We start from the raw sequence: 19,139 nt of genomic DNA, 5'->3' as shown, positions 1-19,139 counted from the left end.
CCCTCCCCAGGCCCGGGCCCGCCAAGAAAATCTTGGCCGGCCCGGGCCTTCGGCGTTGTGTACGTCGGACACCCCGCCCAACCCCGAACAAACACCGCAGAGGCCGTAAACACGCGTAGCAAAAGGGCGGGGCCCCGGATCGGAATCCGGGGCCCCGCCCTGAACGCTGCCAGCGTCTACGGCGTACTACCAACCGTCAGTTGTCGTCCTCGTCGATCAGGAACCCGCGCATCGGCGACGGGGCCTGGCCCATCGGGCCGGGACCCTGCGGCCGGACCGGAGCCATGGGCTGGGTCATCGCCGGGGACATCTGCTGCTGACCGCCGTAGGACGGAGCAGCCTGGGACGGGGCGCCGCCCATCGTCTGGTTGCCGCCGTACGACGGGGCACTCGCGCCGGCCGGAGCCATGGAAGGCGCCGGGGACGGCGGGAGAGACGCCGTGGCCGGAGTGCGCGGCGGGGCGAGCGAGTCGTCCGCCTGGGTCTCCAGCTGGCGCAGCTGGGACTCGAGGTAGGACTTCAGCCGCGTGCGGTACTCGCGCTCGAAGCCACGCAGGTCCTCGACCTTGCGCTCCAGCGTGGCGCGGGCGGACTCCAAGGAGCCCATCGCGACACGGTGCTTCTCCTGCGCGTCCCGCTCCAGGGCGTCAGCCTTGGCACGGGCGTCACGCTCGAGGCCCTCGGCACGCGAACGCGCCTCGCCGACGATCTTGTTGGCCTCGGAACGGGCCTCGGCGATCGCCTGGTCGGCGGTCTGCTGGGCAAGCGACAGAACGCGCGCGGCGCTGTCGCCGCCGGGGCCGCCCTGACCGGGACCGCCCATCGGGCCACCCATAGGACCGCCCATGGGGCCGCCCATCTGCTGCATGGGGGGCTGGCCCATCGGCCCCGGACCCTGGCCCATCGGACCGGGACCCTGGGGGCCACCCTGACCGCCGGGACCGGCGGGCAGCTGCGGGGCACCGCTAGGCAGCTGGGGCGGACCACCCATGGGGCCACCCATCTGCTGCTGCGGCGGGCCCGATATCCCAGCGGGGACGGGAGCCCCGGGACCGCGCATGCCCTGCTGGGGCATACCGCCCTGCGGCATGCCGCCCTGCTGCTGGTCCTGCGGGCCGCCGGGACCCTCCGGGGGCTTGCGCATGTTCTGCTGGTTCTGGGCAGCAGCACGCGTGGCCGCGGCCAGCTTGGCGCGCAGGTCCTCGTTCTCGCGGAGCAGGCGGGTCAGTTCGGCTTCGACCTCATCGAGGAAGGCATCGACCTCGTCCTCGTCATAGCCTTCTCGGAGGCGGACGGTCGTGAACTGCTTGTTCCGCACGTCCTCGGGGGTCAACGGCATCTCTTCACCTCAACGTAGTCGTCGGCAGTCGGCAAGACCGTATCTCTCACATCGCTCACATCGCGCTCCGCACGAGCGTGATCAGGATGTAGACGATGATCATCAATACGAAGAAGGACAGGTCGAGCGCCACGCCCCCGAGACGCAGCGGCGGGATGACCCGCCGCAGAAGCTTGAGCGGTGGATCAGTGACAGTGTAGGTGGCCTCCAGAACGACCACCATCGCCTTGCCGGGTTGCCACGAGCGGGCGAACTGGAAGACATAGTCCATGACCAACCGGAAGATGAGCACGATGAGGAGAACCATCAGCGCGATGTAGAGAACCTGCAGAACCACGCTCATGACTGGTGCTTCCCTCTCCCCTGTTCCCTGATCCGTGCGTTTACTTCCGGTGGTGCGTCTCAGCTCTGGTTGAAGAACCCGCCCTCTGCGATACGGGCCTTGTCCTCCGCCGTGACATCGACGTTAGCAGGCGACAACAGGAACACCTTCTGCGTCACCCGCTCGATGCTGCCGTGAAGACCAAACACCAAACCTGCCGCAAAGTCGACAAGTCGCTTCGCGTCTGTGTCATCCATCTCAGTCAGATTCATGATCACCGGGGTGCCTTCACGGAAGTGTTCCCCGATGGTACGGGCCTCGTTGTAGGTCCGCGGGTGAAGTGTGGTGATCCGGTACGGCTCTCGTTCAGACACGACCTTGGGCATGATCACCGGTGCGTTCTTCTCCAGGCTTGCGCGTTCTTGTGTGATAGACGCCACGGGCGCAATGCGCGCGGGACGGCCGGATTCCGCGGGGAGCGAAGTCGATCGGGCCACGGGTTCACGCGGCGCGGGCGGCTGCACGATTCGCACCTCTTCGTCCCTTTGGGACGAATGTGCATTGTGGGACTGGTGGGACGGCTCGTGCCGTCGATGGTCCCGCTCGGGCTCCGGGTCCAGTTCGGGCTCGAAGTCGTCGTCGGGGTCGAACCCCCGGCCGTCGTACCCATCGTCCTCCACGAGGCCGAGGTAGACCGCCATCTTGCGCATCGCGCCGGCCATGCTCTGAGTCCTCCGCTCTGTGGTGGATCGGCTGACGACTGCCAAATGCCCGCGATCCACACGGTCGTTACGCCCGCCTTTCGGCGACATTGACCATATTTTCTGCTGTGGTCCGACTTCTTGGCGACGTTACCCGAGCCTGGGGCGGACTCCGAGTACCGCGGTGCCGACGCGCACATGTGTCGCTCCGGCCGCCACGGCGTCCTCGAGATCCGCACTCATCCCTGCCGACACCATGTTCGCAGTCGGATGGGCGCGGCGCAGGTCAGTCGACAAATCCATCAAGCGCTCGAACGCCGCCTGTTGGCGCCCCTCGTACTCCCCGCTGAGCGGCGCGACGGTCATGAGCCCGTCCATCCGCAGCCCCGGAGCGTTCGCGACGAGGTCGGCCAACTCTGCGACCCCGCCGGGCGCCACACCACCCCTCTCGCCCCGCGCGCTCTCTCCCGCATCCAGCGCCACCTGGATGAGGCAGCCCACCTCCCGCTCCTGCCGTACGGCCTCCTTCGACAGGGCCGTCACCAGCTTGGAACGATCGACGGACTGCACGAGATCCGCGTAACCGACCACGGATCGCACCTTGTTGGTCTGCAACTGACCGACAAAGTGCCACGCGAGGGGAAGATCCGAGCAGGCGGCGGCCTTCGGGGCCGCGTCCTGATCGCGGTTCTCGGCGACATGACGCACGCCGAGCTCCGACAGCATCCGCACGTCGCTCGCGGGGTAGGTCTTGGTGACCACGATCAGGGTCACCTCCTCGCGCCCGCGCCCGGCGGCCGCGCAGGCGGCGGCGATCCGCTCCTCCACCTTCGCGAGGTTCGCGGCCAGTTCGCCCTTACGGTCCGTCATGCTCTCTCAGTCCAACCAGACATATCCCGCGAGTCTCCCGGTGGTGCGGTCGCGGCGGTACGAGAAGTGGTCCTCCGACTCCAGCGTGCAGACCGGCGACTGCTCCCGGTCGCGCACCCCGAGCCGCGCAAGCTGGGCGTGCACTCCGGCGGCCACGTCGACCGCGGGTGTGCCCCAGCTCGTCTCGGCGTGCGCCGTCGGCTCCCTGGCGGCCACCTCGGCGCGCATCGCCTCCGGCACCTCGTAGCACCGTCCGCAGACGGCCGGGCCGGTGCGGGCGACGATCCGGGACGGCTCGGCACCCAGTTCGGTCATCGCGCGTAGCGCGGCCGGGACGACCCCGGCGATCATGCCGGGCCGCCCCGCATGCGCCGCGGCGACGATCCCGGCCACCGGGTCGGCCAGCAGGACCGGCACGCAGTCGGCGGTGAGGACGGCGAGAGCGAGACCCCGCTGTGCCGTGACGACCGCGTCGACATCGGGCACCGGACGATCAAGCCATGGTCCGTCGGCCACCGCCACGTCCGTGCCGTGCACCTGGTTCATCCAGACGACCCGGCCCGGATCGAGCCCGAGCGACTTGGCGGCGAGATCGCGGTTGGTCAGTACGGCGTCGGTGTCGTCCCCGACCGCCCCACCGAGGTTGAGCTCCTCATACGGAGCGGCGCTCACCCCGCCCCACCGGTCGGTGAAGGCGAAGTGCGCGCCGCTCACGATGTCGCGCTGTCCTATCACGTCAGAAGGATCACTTAAGGAAGTCCGGAACGTCCAGTTCCTCCGCCGCGCTGTCGGCGTAGGTCCGGGACGGCGGGACCGGCGGGGCGACCGGCATGTCGGCCGCCGGCTCCGGCTCGGGCTCGGCCTCCTCCTTCGGCGTGACGCTGCCGAGGGAGCCGAACGACGGGCGGCTCTCGGTCTGCCGTGCCGGAGTGGGCTCCTCGCGGCGGGCAGAGGACGAAGAGGAGGAGGAGGCCGAGCCGAGGACGTTGTCCCGGCGGGCCGGCGGCTGGCCCCCGTCGAAGCCGGCCGCGATCACGGTGACCCGGACCTCGTCGCCGAGGGCGTCGTCGATGACCGCACCGAAGATGATGTTGGCCTCGGGGTGGGCGGCCTCGCTGACCAGCTGGGCCGCTTCGTTGATCTCGAACAGGCCGAGGTCGGAGCCGCCGGAGATGGAGAGCAGCACGCCCCGGGCGCCGTCGATGGACGCCTCCAGGAGCGGCGAGGAGATCGCCATCTCGGCTGCGGCCACCGCACGGTCGTCGCCGCGGGCCGAACCGATGCCCATGAGGGCCGAACCGGCCTCGGACATGACCGACTTGACGTCGGCGAAGTCGAGGTTGATGAGGCCGGGGGTGGTGATGAGGTCGGTGATGCCCTGGACACCGGAGAGGAGGACCTGGTCGGCCGACTTGAAGGCGTCGAGTACCGAGACCTGGCGGTCCGAGATGGACAGCAGCCGGTCGTTCGGGATGACGATGAGGGTGTCGACCTCTTCGCGGAGTTCGGCGATGCCGTCCTCGGCCTGGTTGGCGCGGCGCCGTCCCTCGAAGGTGAACGGGCGCGTGACCACGCCGATGGTGAGGGCGCCCAGCGAGCGTGCGATGTTGGCCACGACGGGCGCGCCGCCGGTGCCGGTGCCGCCGCCTTCACCGGCCGTCACGAAGACCATGTCGGCCCCCTTGAGGACCTCCTCGATCTCCTCGCGGTGGTCCTCGGCGGCCTTGCGGCCGACGGCCGGGTTGGCTCCGGCGCCGAGTCCGCGGGTGAGTTCACGGCCGACGTCGAGCTTGACGTCGGCGTCGCTCATCAACAGAGCTTGCGCGTCGGTGTTGATAGCGATGAACTCGACGCCCTTGAGACCGACCTCGATCATCCGGTTGATGGCATTGACACCACCGCCGCCGACACCGATGACTTTGATGACTGCGAGGTAGTTCTGCGGTGCTGCCACGTCGAAGGCCTCTCGCCTCGAGTTACGGGTCGTCGGATCACGGGAAGCTCTCTGCTTCGTGAACCGCGACTGATGCCGAATGGGACGGTCCGTAGCGCCGACCCGAACCCTAACCCTGAAGTTTAGGGTTACCAGTGTGTCTGTTCCTTGAAGTCTTCTGAACAGGACACTAAGTCGACAAGTGGCGCACGTTCAACGAACACGCCGAACCTCCCGTTTTTCTTTTCACCCTATGTGATCAGCCATGTCGCTGCCCAACCAGGGTGCTGGCCTGCGCGAATGTGCGTCAACTCCCTGATGACGCAGGGGCGGTGGGAACGCTGACGTCGAAGTACCGCGCATCCGGCGAGGCTTTCATGAGAGCGGTGAGTGTGCGAGCCTTCGCGGCCCCCTTCTCGCCACTCCCCCATGCGACGGTCGTGCCGCCGCTCAACACGAGTGAGATGTCGTCGTAGGAACGGACCTTGACGACCTGGGTACCGCGCGCCACGGCGTCCGGCAGGGCGTCGGCCACCCGCACCGCCTCCCGCATCAGACGGGCCTCGCCGAAGCGGCGCAGACTCGCGGCGGCGGAGCTCGACCGAGACACCGTCAATTCCAGTGCGGGAACGCCTTTCGGAGCCACAGAAACCGTGGCGAATCGGACGCCTTTCTTGTCCACTTCGATGAACTTTCCATCCTTTTGGACAATCAGAACCGGAGTACGCTCCGCCACTTTGAGGCCGATTCCGCGGGGCCAGGAGCGGTCCACCTCAACCACGTCAATTCGGGGCAATTTCCGGTGCAGCCGCGCCTCAATCGCATCGGTCTCGACGGAAATCAGCGGCGCCCCGACGGGGACGTCGGCGGCCTCAAGGACCTGTGCGGGTGTCAGCACCCGGGTCCCGGAGACGGATACGCGCTCCACGCGCAGCCATTTGGAGCCGTACAGCAGCCAGACGGAACCCGCGCCCAGGAGTACCAGTACGACGAGAAGAATGATCATCGTACGAAGTCTCCGCACCCTCAACCGCCGGGCGAGGGGCGGGTCGGACGACTCCTGCTGGCGTTCACCGCGCTCGGCGGTCGTCGGTCCGGCCACGCTCCCTGCCCTCCGTCATACGGTTACTGGCGGCGGTGCGAGGCGATCGCCTCGTACACCATGCCGACGAGCAGGTCGTCGGCGTCCCGGCGGCCGAACTCGCTTGCGGCGCGGGACATTTCGTACAGCCGGTGCGGGTCGGCGAGCACGGGCAGGACGCTCTGCTGCACCCACTCGGGCGTCAGTTCCGCGTCGTCGACCAGCAGTCCGCCGCCGGCCTTGACCACCGGCTGGGCGTTCAGCCGCTGTTCGCCGTTGCCGATGGGCAGCGGGACATAGGCGGCCGGAAGTCCGACGGCGGAGAGTTCGGCGACGGTCATCGCGCCCGCACGGCAGAGCATCATGTCGGCCGCGGCGTACGCGAGGTCCATCCGGTCCAGGTAACTTACCGGGATGTAGGGCGGCATTCCCGGCATCTGGTGCACTTGCGGCAGTTCGTTCTTCGGGCCGACCGCGTGCAGGATCTGGATTCCGGCCTGCTGGAGCCAGGGCGCGACCTGCTGGACGACCTCGTTGAGGCGGCGGGCGCCCTGCGAGCCGCCGGAGACCAGCAGCGTCGGCAGATTCGGGTCGAGCCCGAACGCGGCGCGGGCCTGCGGGCGCATCGCGGCGCGGTCGAGGGTGGCGATGGTCCGGCGCAGCGGGATGCCGATGTAGCGCGAGTTGCGCAGCTTGCTGTCCGGAGTGGAGACGGCGACCTGGGCGGCGTAGCGCGAGCCGATCTTGTTGGCGAGACCCGGGCGGGCGTTGGCCTCGTGGATGATGATCGGCACCCCGAGGCGCTTGGCGGCGAGGTAGCCGGGCAGGGCGACATAGCCGCCGAAGCCGACGACCGCGTCGGCCTTGGTGCGCTCCAGGATCTGCTCGGTCGCCTTGATCGTGCCGCGCAGCCGGCCCGGGACGGTGATCAGCTCGGGCGTGGGCTTGCGGGGCAGCGGCACGGCGGGGATCAGCGCGAGCTCGTAGCCCCGCTGTGGGACGAGTGTGGTCTCAAGCCCCCGCTCCGTGCCAAGGGCCGTGATCCCCACGGTCGGGTCCTGCCTGCGCAGGGCGTCCGCGAGGGCGAGCGCGGGCTCGATGTGGCCGGCGGTCCCCCCACCGGCGAGTACGACATGCACCGAAATTCACCGCTCTCCGGACGAGCGCGCCGCCGAGGCACGCCGTCGCATCGTGTTCCATCTCCGAGGCGCCCGGCCGGAGCCGGCGCCTCCCGCACGCTTTCTACCAAAGCGGGGTTGCCGCACGGAAAGCGCTGCCCGCGCAGCGGGCTCGTCGCGCGCAAACGCGATCAGCAGCCCGATGGCGAACATGGTCGGCAGCAGGGCGGAGCCTCCGTACGAGAACAGCGGAAGGGGGACGCCGGCGATCGGCAGCAGGCCGAGCACCGCACCGATGTTGATCACGGCTTGCGCGGTGATCCAGGTCGTCACGCCTCCCGCGGCATACCTCACGAAGCGGTCCTCCGTGCGTCCGGCCACGCGGATACCCGCATAGCCTAGAGCCGCGAAGAGGGCGAGCACCGACAGCGTCCCCGCCAGGCCCAGTTCCTCACCGGTGACGGCGAAGATGAAGTCGGTGTGGGCTTCGGGGAGTTGGCCCCATTTCTCCACACTCGCACCGAGCCCGGAGCCGAAGATTCCGCCAGAGGCCAGCGCGTAGATGCCGTGCACGGCCTGCCAGCAGTCGACGGCTCCGCTGCGCGGCTCGGTGGCGCCCAGACACTGCAAGCGGGCCATGCGGTTCGCGCTGGTCTTGATGAGGACCAGCCCGATCAGGCCTGCGACCGACAGGACCCCCACGAACAGCCGGGTCGGCGCCCCGGCCAGCCACAGCAGGCCGAACAGGATCGCCGACAGGATGATCGCCGTACCCATGTCGCCACCCAGCATGATCAGCCCGAGCAGCATGAAGGCGACCGGCACGAGCGGCACGAGCATGTGCTTCCACTGCGCCAGCAGCTTCCGGTCCTCCTTGCGGGCGATCAGGTCGGCGCCCCACAGCACCAGCGCGAGCTTGCCGAACTCGCTGGGCTGGATCTGGAAGGAGCCGCCGAGGGCGATCCAGTTCTGGTTGCCGTTGACCGCGACTCCTATCCCGGGGACCTGAACCAGCGCCATCATGAAGACGGCGCCGGCGAGGATCGGGTAGGCCAGTGCCCGGTGCAGCTTCACGGGCATGCGCGAGGCGGCGAACAGCAGCCCCGTACCGATGACCGCGGCCAGCAGCTGCTTGCGGAAGAAGTAGGACCCGGGCAGCGACATCTGCAGCGCGGTGATCTGGGAGGCCGAGTAGACCATCACCAGACCGAGCACGGTGATCAGCAGGCTGCCGCCGAGGATCAGGTAGTACGCGGTCAGCGGCCGGTCCCACGCCCTGTTCAGGCGGATGTAGAGCCGGCGTACGCCGTTGTCGCTCGGCGTCCGGGGAACGACGGGGCGCCGGACGGCCCGCTGGACGGGAGGCCGTCCCGTACGGCTACCGGGCATCGGCGCTCACCGCCCCGCCGTGGGGGTACCTACCGTCCGGCCGCATCCGAGTCACGCGTCCCTCCAAGGGTCCCGAAGCACCCGCAGTGGCCGAGACCCGCGTCAGGCGCCCGCGCCGAGTTCGCGAACCGCCTCCGCGAACGCGTCACCGCGCTGGTTGTAGTTGGCGAACATGTCCATCGAGGCACAAGCAGGTGCCAAGAGCACCGTGTCTCCGGCAACAGCGAGTCGCCGGGCTTCCTGGACTGCCGCGAGCATCGCCCCAGTGTCGGTCCGGTCGAGGTCGACGACGGGTACTTCCGGCGCGTGTCGCGCCAGGGCTTCCCGGATCAGGCCGCGATCCGCGCCGATGAGGACGGCCGCGCGCAGTCGCTTTGCCGACTTGGCGACCAGCTCGTCGAAGGCGGCGCCCTTGGCGAGCCCGCCCGCGATCCACACGATGGACTCGTACGCCGCCAACGAGGCTTCCGCCGCGTGGGTGTTGGTGGCCTTGGAGTCGTCGACGTACGCGACCCCTGCCACGTCGGCCACGTGCGCGATGCGGTGGGCGTCCGGGGTGAAGGCCCGAAGGCCGTCCCGTACGGCCTTGGGGGGCACCCCGTAGGCCCGGGCGAGGGCCGCCGCCGCAAGCGCGTTGGCGACGTTGTGCGGGGCCGGCGGGTTCACGTCGGAGACCTCGGCGAGCTCCTGGGCGTTCTTGTGCCGGTCCTCGACGAAGGCACGGTCGACCAGGATGCCCTCCACGATGCCGAGTTGGGAGGGGGCCGGGGTGCCCAGCGTGAAGCCGATGGCCCGGCAGCCCTCCTCGACGTCGGCCTCGCGGACCAGGTCCTCGGTGGCCTTGTCGGCGACGTTGTAGACACAGGCGACGCGATTGCCGTCGTAGACATGGCCCTTGTCGGCGGCGTACGCCTCCATGGAGCCGTGCCAGTCGAGGTGGTCGGGTGCGATGTTCAGCACGGCAGCGGAGTGCGCCCGGAGGGAGGGCGCCCAGTGCAGCTGGTAGCTGGACAGCTCGACGGCGAGGACGTCGTACTGCTCGTCGCCGAACACCACGTCGAGCAGTGAGACGCCGATGTTGCCCACGGCGGCGGTGCGCAGGCCGGCCGCCTTGAGGATCGAGGCCAGCATCTGGACGGTCGTGGTCTTGCCGTTGGTGCCGGTGACGGCGAGCCAGGGGGCGGCATCCGGGCCGCGCAGCCGCCAGGCCAGCTCGACGTCGCCCCAGATCTCGAGGCCCGCGGCACGGGCCGCCGCGAACAGCGGCTTGTCCGGCTTCCAGCCGGGCGTGGTGACGATCAGCTCGGTGCTTTCGGGCAGGGTCGCCCCGTCGCCGAGCCGGACCACGATACCGAGCGCCTCCAACTCGGCGGCCTGCTCACGCGCGCGTGCGTCGTCGCCGTCGTTGACGACCGTGACGTTCGCCCCGCGCGCGTGCAGCACCTTGGCCGCCGGGATCCCGGAGACGCCGAGTCCGGCGACGGTGACGTGCAGCCCCGCGACGTCGAGTGAGGTCACTTGTTGTTCGCCCAACCTGCGTAGAAGAGACCGAGACCGACGATCACGCACATGCCCTGGATGATCCAGAAGCGGACCACCACAAGGACTTCGGACCACCCCTTGTGTTCAAAGTGGTGATGCAGCGGTGCGATGCGGAAGACGCGCTTGCCGGTGAGGCGGAACACACCGACCTGAATGACCACCGACATGGTGACCAGGACGAAGAGGCCGCCGAGCAGGGCGAGAAGCAGCTCCGTACGGGAGCAGATCGCCAGGCCCACGAGGGCGCCGCCGAGCGCGAGCGAACCGGTGTCGCCCATGAAGATCTTGGCCGGCGAGGTGTTCCACCACAGGAAGCCGAAGCACGCGCCCATCAGCGCGGAGGCCACGATCGCCAGGTCGAGCGGGTCACGTACTTCGAAGCAGGCCGAGGGGTTGGTGAGCGTCGTCGCGTTGGCGCAGGACTCCTGGAACTGCCAGACACCGATGAACGTGTACGCGCCGAAGACCATCACCGAGGCGCCGGTGGCCAGACCGTCGAGACCGTCGGTGAGGTTCACACCGTTCGACATGGCCAGGATCATGAACAGCGCCCAGATCACGAACAGGACCGGGCCGATCGACCAGCCGAAGTCCTGTACGAACGACAGCTTCGTGGAGGCGGGGGTGTTGCCCCGGGTGTCCGCGAACTGCAGGGCGAGCACCGCGAAGGTGATGCCGACGATCAGCTGTCCGACCAACTTCGCCTTGGCCCGCAGACCGAGCGAACGCCGCTTGATGATCTTGATGTAGTCGTCGAGGAAGCCGACGAGGCCCATGCCCGCCATCATGAAGAGCACCAGGAGACCCGAGAACGTGGTCGGTGCTCCGGTGATCAGCTTCGTGGCGAAGTACGCGATGATCGTCGCAAGGATGAAGGCGATACCGCCCATCGTCGGCGTACCGCGCTTGCTGGCGTGCCCGCGCGGGCCGTCGTCCCGGATGTACTGGCCGTAGCCCTTCTTGGCCAGCAGTTTGATCAGCAGCGGGGTGCCGACCAGGGTCAGGAAGAGCCCGATCACACCGGCGAACAGAATCTGCCTCATCGGCCGGAGACCTCACTCTCGAGCAGTGCGAGCGCGACGTGCTCCAGGCCCACCGACCTGGACGCCTTCACGAGTACGACGTCTCCCGTGCGCAACTCGCTGCGCAGCAGGTCGACCGCCGCCTGTGCATCGGACACGTGCACCGACTCCTCACCCCACGAACCCTCGTTATATGCGCCCAGTTGCAGCCAGGACGCTTCCCTGCCCCCGACCGCGACGAGCTTGCTGACGTTGAGCCGGACGGCGAGCCGTCCGACCGCGTCGTGCTCGGCGAGCGCCTCGTCCCCGAGCTCGGCCATCTTGCCGAGCACCGCCCAGGTCCGCCGCCCCTTGCCCATCGCCGCGAGCGCGCGCAGGGCGGCTCGCATGGACTCGGGGTTCGCGTTGTAGGCGTCGTTGACGACCGTCACGCCGTCCGGGCGCTCGGTGACCTCCATCCGCCAGCGGGAGAGGGAGCCCGCCTCAGAAAGCGCGGTGGCGATCTCTTCCGCGGACATGCCCAGCTCATGGGCGACGGCGGCCGCGGCGAGCGCGTTCGACACGTGGTGCTCACCGTACAGGCGCATGGTCACATCGCTGCACCCGGAGGGTGTGTGAAGCATGAAGGAGGGCTGTCCACTGTCCGTGAGTCGCACGTTCTCGGCGCGTACGTCCGCTTCGCCGGACTCTCCGAAAAGGATCACCTTCGCCTTCGTACGGGACGCCATGGCCCGTACGAGGGGGTCGTCCGCGTTGAGGATGGCGGCGCCGCCCTCGCTCGCGTCCGGGAGGCCCTCGACGATCTCGCCCTTGGCCTGCGCGATCTGCTCGCGGCCGCCGAACTCGCCGATGTGGGCGGTGCCGACGTTGAGCACGAGGCCGATCTTCGGGGGCGTCAGACCGGTGAGGTAGCGGATGTGGCCGATGTCGCGGGCGCCCATCTCCAGGACGAGGAACCTCGTCTCCTCGGTGGCGCTCAGCGCGGTCAGCGGCAGTCCGATCTCGTTGTTCAACGAGCCCGGCGTCCACACGGTCGGCGCCTTGCGCTGGAGCACCTGGGCGATCAGGTCCTTGGTGCTGGTCTTGCCCGCCGAGCCGGTCAGGGCCACGAGGGTCGCGCCGAGCCGTCGTACGACATCACGGGCGAGGGCGCCGATGGCCTTCTGGACGTCGTCCACGACGATCGAGGGCACCCCCACGGGACGTGAGGCGAGGACGGCGACGGCACCCGCCGCCACGACCGCCGACGCGTAGTCGTGGCCGTCCACGCGCTCGCCGACGAAGGCGGCGAAGAGGCTGCCGGGCTCCACTTCACGGGAGTCCCGGACGACGGATCCAGTGACCTGGACGGACGGATCCGGTATGTCGTACGTCTGCCCGCCGACGACTTCTGCGATCTCGGCGAGAGAGAGGGCGATCACAAGTTCATCCCTGGGTCTTCTGGATAGCTTCGCGAAGCACCTGGCGGTCGTCGAAGGGACGGACTACTCCGGCGATGTCCTGGCCCTGCTCATGGCCCTTGCCCGCGATCAGCACGGTGTCGCCCGGCTCGGCGCGCGCCACGGCTGCGGCAATCGCGGCGGCCCGGTCCTCGAAGACCTGGACCTCGCCACGCTCGTGCGCCGGCACGGACGCTGCGCCCTGGAGCATGGTTGCGAGGATCGCCAGGGGGTCCTCGGAACGGGGGTTGTCGGAGGTCAGTACGGCGGTGTCGGCGAGCCGGGCGGCGGCGGCACCCATCGGCTCGCGCTTGGTCGTGTCGCGGTCCCCGCCGCAGCCGAGCACGACGTGCAGGCTGCCCTCGGTGACCTTGCGCAGCGCCTTGAGCACCGATTCGACGGCGTCGGTCTTGTGGGCGTAGTCCACGACCGCGAGATACGGCTGCCCGGCGTCCACCCGCTCCAGCCGGCCCGGCACGCCCGGCACGGCGGCGATGCCGTCGGCGGCGGCCTGTACGTCGAGGCCGGCGGCGGCCAGGGCGGTGATGGCGGCGAGGGTGTTCGCCACGTTGAAGGGGCCGGCGATCGGCGATCTGGCGGCGATCCGCTCGCCCTGGGGGCCGATCACGGTGAACGTCGAGTCCATGGGGCCGATCGCCACGTCGTCGGCGCGCCAGTCGGCGTCCGGGTGGCCCTCGGCGGAGAAGGTGACGACCGGAACGGTGGCTTCCTTGACGAGCCTGCGGCCGTACTCGTCATCGAGGTTGACGACGCCGAGTTTGCTGCGTTTCGGGGTGAACAGCTGCGCCTTGGCCTGGAAGTAGTCCTCCATGTCGGAGTGGAACTCCATGTGCTCCGGGCTGAGGTTGGTGAACACGGCGATGTCGAAGACGCAGGCGTCGACCCGGCCGAGGACCAGCGCGTGGCTGGAGACCTCCATGGCGACCGCCTCCACGCCACGCTCGAGCATGACGGCGAACAGGGCCTGGAGGTCGGTGGCTTCGGGGGTGGTGCGCTCGGACTTGATGCGCTCGTCGCCGATGCGCATCTCGACCGTGCCGATGAGTCCGGTGGCACGGGTGGTCTTGAGGGCGCCCTCGACGAGATACGCCGTGGTGGTCTTGCCCGAGGTGCCGGTGATGCCGATCTGGAGGAGGTCGCGGCCGGGGTGGCCGTAGATCGTGGCCGCCAGTTCACCCATCTGCCCGCGCGGGTTCTCGACGACCAGGGCCGGCAGGCCGGTCGCGGCGACGCGCTCGGCCCCGGTCGGGTCGGTCAGCACGGCGACCGCGCCGAGGCTCGCGGCCTGCGTCACGAAGTCGGCGCCGTGCAGGCGGGCGCCCGGGAGGGCGGCGTACAGATCGCCGGGACGCACGGCGCGCGAGTCATGGGTGATGCCCGTGACCTCGACGGCGTCCGCGCGGTCCGGCGCGGTTGCACCCAGCTGATCGGCAAGTTCCGCAAGGGGTGTGGCAGAGACCTGCGCCGGCCTGGGCGGCCCCGGATACGTCACGGGTTGCCCCTTCTGGGTGGTTTGGGACTGATCAGCGTGTGGCACGGCGGTGAGCGTACCGGGCGTACCCGCCTGGGAGCGAAGTGAGGGGCCGGGGGCGCCCTGGTTCCCGGAGTCGGGAGTGATCGTTGTCACGAGGTGGTTCCTGGCTGCTCGGTGCTGATCAGGGTGGTCAGGGTGGTGGTCAGGGCCGGTAGGCGACCGGGAGCTTCGCGGCCTTGGCCCCGGTCGGCGGGACCTGGAGGGTCTTCAGGGCGAACTCCATGACCTGCTTGTAGATGGGTCCGCAGATCTGGCCGCCGAAGTAGTTGCCCTGGGTGGCGTTCTGGATGGCGCAGTAGACCGTGATCCGGGGCTTGTCGGCGGGCGCGAAACCGGCGAACGACGACGTGTAGCCGCGGTACTTGCCGGTGGCCGGATCCACTCGGTTCGCCGTACCCGTCTTGCCCGCGACCCGGTAGCCGGGGATACGCGCCTTGGTGCCGGTGCCCTCCCTGTCGTCCACGACCGACTCCAGCATCTGCGCGAGGGTCTTCGCCGTCTTCGCGCTGATGACCCTGGTCTTCTTGGGTGCCTTGGCGGACGTGAACTGCCCGTCGGGGCCCTGGGTGCCGCGCACGATGCTGGGTTCGACGCGTACGCCGCCGTTGGCGATGGTCGAGTAGACGGAGGCCGCCTGCATCGCGTTGATGGACACGCCCTGGCCGAAAGGAATCGTGTACTGCTGCGAGGTCGACCACTTGTCCGGGGCGGCGAGGATGCCCGGGGTCTCGCCGGGGAAGCCGAGCCCGGTGTAGCTGCCGAGGCCGAACTTGCGCAGGTAGTCGTAGAGGACCTTGTTGGACTGCGGCTGGGTCTTGCCGAGCTGGCCGGTGGCGAGGATGGTGCCGATGTTGCTGGACTTGGCGAGCACGCCGTTGAGCGTGAGGTACCAGGTGTCGTGGTCGATGTCGTCCTTGAAGAGCCGGTCGCCGCGGTGCAGCCGGTTGGGCACGATGACGTGCGTGCCGGGCGTGGCCACGCCCTCCTCCAGTACGGCGGCCATCGACATGACCTTCGCGGTGGAGCCGGGCTCGAAGGCGTCCTGGAGGGCAGCGTTGCCCATGTTCGCGCTGCTGGCCTCGGAGAGGTCGTTCGGGTCGAAGCCGGGCGAGTTGGCCATGGCGAGGATCTCGCCGGTGCGGGTGTCCTGGACGATCACATAACCACGGTCCGCCTTGGACTCCTGCACCTGCCTGGTGATCGCGTTCTGCGCGGCCCACTGGATGTCGCGGTCGATGGTGAGCTCGACATCGCTGCCGGGCACGGCGGGCGTCTCGGTGGAACCCACGGTGGGGACCTGCCGGCCGCCGGACTGGGCGTAGCGGATCTCGCCGTCCTTGCCGGACAGCTGCTCGTTCAGCTGCTGCTCGACACCGCCGCCGCCCTTGCCGTCGGAGTTGACCCAGCCCAGTATCCCGGCGGCGAGGTCGCCGTTCGGGTACACGCGCTTGCTGCTGGCGACCGACAGGACGCCCGCGAGGACGTTGACGGTGCTCTTGTCGCTCTCGGACTTGGTGCCCAGCGCGGTCTTCAGGTCCTTGATCTGCTTCCAGACCTGCGGGGTCTGACGGCTCGCCAGCAAGGTGTAGCGCAGGTTCTTGTTCGCGGGCCGCAGCTTGTGGACGATCTTCTCCGGCTCCTGGCCGAGGATCGGCGCGAGGAGCGCGGCCGCCTGCTCGGGGCCGTCGTCGATCTTCAGCTGCTCGGGGGCGAACAGGGTGGGGTCGGCCGTGATGTCGTACGCGTCCACGCTGGCCGCCAGGGCCACGCCGTTGCGGTCGGTGATGCCGCCGCGCTCGGCGGCCAGGGTGTAGCCGACGTACCGGTTCTTCTCAGCCTTGGCGGCGTAGGTGCTCGCGTCGACGCCCTGCACCTGGAGGAGCCGCACGACGAAGGCGATCAGGACGAGGGTGAGGGCCAGGCCGACCATCCGCAGCCGGGGGCGGGGGCTGCCGAGCCGGATGACGCCGGTGACCGGCGGACGGGGGCGTGCCGGGCGGCGGGCCGGGCGGGCGCCGGGGCCGGGGCGTCGCTGGGCGCCTGCGGAGCGCGCGGGCTTCGCGGGTCCGGGCACGCGGCGGCGCGGCGGTTCCCTGTCGGACACTTCCGTCACCTGCCGGGGGTCGAGTACGGGGTGGTGGACTGGGCGGACGGGGCGGGCTGCTGGGCGGAGGGCGCGTCCTGGGGTTCGGCGTACGAGGGCGCGGGCTGCGGCACGGCGGGGGTGGCCTCGGGTGCGGACGTCGTGGGCGTCGCACTGGCCGCCGAGGGCACTCCGGGCTCACTGACCAGGGCCTCGGGGGGAAGGACGAGGGTGTTGTACGCCGCGGTCCGTCCGGCGGGCGCGGGGCTGGGGACGCCCTTGACGGTGCCGTCGGGGTTGAGGAAGGCGGGGTCCCCGCCGGGGACCATGCCGAGTTCGCGGGCGCGGCGCTGGAGGGCCTCGGGGGCGGAGTAGGCGTCGATGTCCCGCTGGAGCGACTGCTCCTCGTCGGTGAGGGACTTCGTCTCCTTCTGCAGGTCGTCGAGTCTGAACGCGCCTTCGCTGAGGGCGGAGTTCAGCACGAGGAGCCCGATGAGGCCGCCGCCGAGAAGGAGGACGACCAGGAGGACGAAGGGGGCGCGGGCGGCATGCGCCACCCCCGCGGGGAAGAGCCGCGCGAGCCGGGCGGCCCGGCCCCTCAGTTCGGGTTTCCTACTCACTCACCCTCCCCCGAGACCGGTTCTCCCACTCATGGGTTTGAATTCTGGACCCTGACATCCGTCCCCGCCCCCATCCCCGCGTTGCGCCCCTCATTCGATGGACTCCCTGATGCGTTCGGCGCCCCGCAGGCGCGCCGGTGCCGCGCGCCGGTTCTCGGCGACCTCTTCCTCGGTGGGAAGTTCGGCACCGCGCGTCAGCAGCTTGAGCCGGGGCTGGTACTGCTCGGGGACGACCGGCAGCCCGGGCGGGGCGGTGTTGGCGGCGCCGGCCGCGAACACCTGCTTGACCAGCCGGTCCTCCAGCGAGTGGTACGACAGCACGGCGATCCGCCCGCCGACGTCGAGGGCCGCCACGGCGGCCGGGATCGCCCGCTCCAGGACGGAGAGCTCGCCGTTGACCTCGATGCGCAGCGCCTGGAAGGTGCGCTTGGCCGGGTTGCCGCCGGTGCGCTTCGCGGCCTGCGGCAGCGCGTCCCGGATGAGCTCCACCAGCCGGGCGCTGTTCGTGAACGGCTCCTTGTCCCGCGCGCGCACCACGGCGGCCACGATCCGCTTGGCCTGCTTCTCCTCGCCGTACGCGCGCAGGATCCGTACGAGTTCACCGGCCGGGTAGGTGTTGAGAACCTCGGCGGCGCTGATGCCGCTCGTCTGGTCCATGCGCATGTCGAGGGGGGCGTCCTGGGCGTAGGCGAAGCCGCGGTCGGCCTCGTCGAGCTGCATGGAGGAGACGCCGAGGTCGAACAGGACGCCCTGCACGCGCGCGATGCCGAGCCTGGCCAGGACGTCCGGCAGCTCGTCGTAGACGGCGTGCACGAGGTTGGCGCGCTCGCCGTACGGTGCGAGCCGCTCGCCGGACAGGCGCAGGGCCTCCTTGTCCCGGTCGAGCGCGACGAGCCGCGCCTCGGGGAACCGCTCGAGGAGAGCCTCGCTGTGGCCGCCGAGCCCGAGCGTGCAGTCGACGACCACGGCTCCCGGCCGCTGCAGCGCGGGGGCCAACAGGTCCAGGCACCGCTGGAGCATCACCGGGACATGTCGACTCTGGCTCAAGGGGCCCTCTCAGATCCGGCGGGCGTGCACGCACCGCCGGGTCCCCGCCCGCTCGTGAAGGGGAGGCCTGCCGGCGCCGGAAGCGTCAGCCGACCGGGAGCGGGAGGAGGCCGAGCCGTACGTACGCGCCGCGCACGCGGGGAGATCTCCGGAAAGTCGCCGGGTCTCCGGGGAATTCAGTCCAGCAGGGAGTCTCGCCTCCCGCTTCGCGTCACTTTAGTCCACCGTGTGTCGCGGTCAATCAACCGGCCTGCGCGTCGCCGCTTCGGGTTCCGCCGGCGCCGCGCTGCGGTCGAATTCGCTCGTATGGGCGCACTCACGACACCCCTGTGGGTTAGCTCACAACAAGGCTCGATGGCGTTCTTTGTCCCCTCTCACAACGGGACCGTTCGGGACGTGACCAGTACCGTCATGGGTATGACGACTTCTGCATCGGTTCCCACTGGCCCCCAGGGTGCGATAGCCGACCGCGGCACGGTCACCGACCGTCTCGTCGAGGCGAACGAGCGCTATGCCGCCGCCTTCACCGACCCGGGCATGGACGCCCGGCCCGTGCTCCACGTCGCCATCGTCGCCTGCATGGACGCCCGTCTCGACCTGCACGCCGCGCTCGGCCTGGAGCTCGGCGACTGCCACACCATCCGCAACGCGGGGGGCGTCGTCACCGACGACGTGATCCGCTCGCTCACCATCAGCCAGCGCAAGCTCGGCACCCGCAGCATCGTGCTGATCCACCACACGGGCTGCGGCCTGGAGTCCCTCACCGAGGACTTCCGCACCGAGCTGGAGCTGGAGGTCGGCCAGCGCCCCGCCTGGGCGGTGGAGTCCTTCCGCGACGTCGACCAGGACGTGCGGCAGTCGATGCAGCGCGTGCGCACCTCGCCGTTCCTGGTGCACACCGACGACGTGCGCGGCTTCGTGTTCGACGTGAAAACGGGTCTGCTGCGCGAGATCGACCCCGCGTAACGCTCCGCTGCACCTGTCGTTTCGCTGTCAATTCGGCCTCGGGAGCGCACAAAAGGCCCTAAGCCCTGACATATCGCGGACAGTTGTCCACAGTCGAGTGACACGAATCGGT

The 19,139-nt window shown here is 69.6% G+C and carries 17 protein-coding genes; 1 reads left to right on the top strand and 16 read right to left on the bottom strand.

All coding sequences use genetic code 11. The features are described 5' to 3' along the window. Window positions 1-196: 196 nt before the first annotated feature. From OG331_RS35835 to rsmH, 16 genes are all read right to left on the bottom strand, one after another. Window positions 197-1,339 (bottom strand): DivIVA domain-containing protein, encoded by a 1,143-nt coding sequence (locus OG331_RS35835; protein ID WP_362378221.1) that lies wholly within the window; start codon window positions 1,337-1,339, stop codon window positions 197-199. A 55-nt stretch (window positions 1,340-1,394) separates the two neighbouring features. Beyond that, entirely contained in the window at window positions 1,395-1,682 is a 288-nt protein-coding gene (locus tag OG331_RS35830; protein ID WP_328428366.1) for a YggT family protein, read from the bottom strand. A 59-nt stretch (window positions 1,683-1,741) separates the two neighbouring features. Beyond that, entirely contained in the window at window positions 1,742-2,383 is a 642-nt protein-coding gene (locus OG331_RS35825) for a cell division protein SepF (protein WP_363039253.1), read from the bottom strand. Window positions 2,384-2,512: 129 nt separating this feature from the next. Then, a complete protein-coding gene (locus tag OG331_RS35820; protein WP_362378219.1) occupies window positions 2,513-3,232 on the bottom strand; it encodes a YggS family pyridoxal phosphate-dependent enzyme in 720 nt (239 codons plus the stop codon). Window positions 3,233-3,238: 6 nt separating this feature from the next. Then, on the bottom strand, window positions 3,239-3,967 hold the full coding sequence (gene pgeF / locus OG331_RS35815) for a peptidoglycan editing factor PgeF (protein WP_406204139.1): 729 nt from the start codon (window positions 3,965-3,967) through the stop codon (window positions 3,239-3,241). Window positions 3,968-3,977: 10 nt separating this feature from the next. Next, window positions 3,978-5,186 carry a cell division protein FtsZ gene (gene ftsZ / locus OG331_RS35810; RefSeq protein ID WP_406204136.1) on the bottom strand — a complete coding sequence of 403 codons (1,209 nt, stop codon included), beginning with the start codon at window positions 5,184-5,186 and terminating at the stop codon, window positions 3,978-3,980. Between the two features lie 286 nt (window positions 5,187-5,472). Then, on the bottom strand, window positions 5,473-6,267 hold the full coding sequence (locus OG331_RS35805) for a cell division protein FtsQ/DivIB (RefSeq protein WP_406204133.1): 795 nt from the start codon (window positions 6,265-6,267) through the stop codon (window positions 5,473-5,475). Window positions 6,268-6,290: 23 nt separating this feature from the next. Beyond that, window positions 6,291-7,385 carry an undecaprenyldiphospho-muramoylpentapeptide beta-N-acetylglucosaminyltransferase gene (gene murG, locus OG331_RS35800; protein ID WP_383596616.1) on the bottom strand — a complete coding sequence of 365 codons (1,095 nt, stop codon included), beginning with the start codon at window positions 7,383-7,385 and terminating at the stop codon, window positions 6,291-6,293. 6 nt (window positions 7,386-7,391) lie between these two features. Continuing rightward, window positions 7,392-8,753, bottom strand: coding sequence for a putative lipid II flippase FtsW (gene ftsW, locus OG331_RS35795; RefSeq protein WP_406204130.1), 1,362 nt, complete (start codon window positions 8,751-8,753; stop codon window positions 7,392-7,394). 102 nt (window positions 8,754-8,855) lie between these two features. Continuing rightward, window positions 8,856-10,286, bottom strand: a complete 1,431-nt coding sequence (gene murD / locus OG331_RS35790; RefSeq protein WP_406204127.1) for a UDP-N-acetylmuramoyl-L-alanine--D-glutamate ligase — start codon at window positions 10,284-10,286, stop codon at window positions 8,856-8,858. Beyond that, complete coding sequence (gene mraY / locus OG331_RS35785; RefSeq protein ID WP_406204124.1) at window positions 10,268-11,338, bottom strand: phospho-N-acetylmuramoyl-pentapeptide-transferase; 1,071 nt, start codon at window positions 11,336-11,338, stop codon at window positions 10,268-10,270. The genes murD and mraY overlap by 19 nt, the downstream gene beginning before the upstream one ends. Then, window positions 11,335-12,738 carry a UDP-N-acetylmuramoyl-tripeptide--D-alanyl-D-alanine ligase gene (gene murF / locus OG331_RS35780; RefSeq protein WP_406204121.1) on the bottom strand — a complete coding sequence of 468 codons (1,404 nt, stop codon included), beginning with the start codon at window positions 12,736-12,738 and terminating at the stop codon, window positions 11,335-11,337. Before murF ends, mraY begins: the two co-directional genes overlap by 4 nt. Window positions 12,739-12,742: 4 nt before the next feature. Beyond that, window positions 12,743-14,269 carry a UDP-N-acetylmuramoyl-L-alanyl-D-glutamate--2,6-diaminopimelate ligase gene (locus OG331_RS35775; RefSeq protein ID WP_406204118.1) on the bottom strand — a complete coding sequence of 509 codons (1,527 nt, stop codon included), beginning with the start codon at window positions 14,267-14,269 and terminating at the stop codon, window positions 12,743-12,745. Between the two features lie 184 nt (window positions 14,270-14,453). After that, complete coding sequence (locus OG331_RS35770) at window positions 14,454-16,415, bottom strand: peptidoglycan D,D-transpeptidase FtsI family protein (protein ID WP_406204115.1); 1,962 nt, start codon at window positions 16,413-16,415, stop codon at window positions 14,454-14,456. A gap of 5 nt (window positions 16,416-16,420) precedes the next feature. After that, complete coding sequence (locus OG331_RS35765) at window positions 16,421-17,014, bottom strand: septum formation initiator family protein (RefSeq protein ID WP_406204112.1); 594 nt, start codon at window positions 17,012-17,014, stop codon at window positions 16,421-16,423. Between the two features lie 90 nt (window positions 17,015-17,104). Further along, window positions 17,105-18,061: a 16S rRNA (cytosine(1402)-N(4))-methyltransferase RsmH gene (gene rsmH / locus OG331_RS35760; protein WP_406204109.1), complete on the bottom strand. Its 957-nt coding sequence runs from the start codon at window positions 18,059-18,061 to the stop codon at window positions 17,105-17,107. Window positions 18,062-18,415: 354 nt separating this feature from the next. Here rsmH and OG331_RS35755 point away from each other — a divergent pair, with 354 nt between their 5' ends. Further along, on the top strand, window positions 18,416-19,027 hold the full coding sequence (locus tag OG331_RS35755; protein ID WP_406204106.1) for a beta-class carbonic anhydrase: 612 nt from the start codon (window positions 18,416-18,418) through the stop codon (window positions 19,025-19,027). Window positions 19,028-19,139: the final 112 nt, after the last annotated feature.

Origin of the sequence: Streptomyces sp. NBC_01017 (assembly GCF_045162795.1) — a bacterium.
GTDB classification, from domain to species: Bacteria; Actinomycetota; Actinomycetes; order Streptomycetales; family Streptomycetaceae; genus Streptomyces; species Streptomyces machairae.
This window is presented reverse-complemented; position numbering and strand designations above follow the sequence as displayed.

What these genes read in the sequence shown, in the direction of transcription:
- OG331_RS35830 (WP_328428366.1), bottom strand. Translation starts at nt 1,682, where the DNA reads ATGAGCGTGGTTCTGCAGGTTCTCTACATCGCGCTGATGGTTCTCCTC.
- mraY (WP_406204124.1), bottom strand. Translation starts at nt 11,338, where the DNA reads ATGAGGCAGATTCTGTTCGCCGGTGTGATCGGGCTCTTCCTGACCCTG.
- ftsW (WP_406204130.1), bottom strand. Translation starts at nt 8,753, where the DNA reads ATGCCCGGTAGCCGTACGGGACGGCCTCCCGTCCAGCGGGCCGTCCGG.
- OG331_RS35835 (WP_362378221.1), bottom strand. Translation starts at nt 1,339, where the DNA reads ATGCCGTTGACCCCCGAGGACGTGCGGAACAAGCAGTTCACGACCGTC.
- OG331_RS35820 (WP_362378219.1), bottom strand. Translation starts at nt 3,232, where the DNA reads ATGACGGACCGTAAGGGCGAACTGGCCGCGAACCTCGCGAAGGTGGAG.
- OG331_RS35825 (WP_363039253.1), bottom strand. Translation starts at nt 2,383, where the DNA reads ATGGCCGGCGCGATGCGCAAGATGGCGGTCTACCTCGGCCTCGTGGAG.
- OG331_RS35755 (WP_406204106.1), top strand. Translation starts at nt 18,416, where the DNA reads ATGGCGTTCTTTGTCCCCTCTCACAACGGGACCGTTCGGGACGTGACC.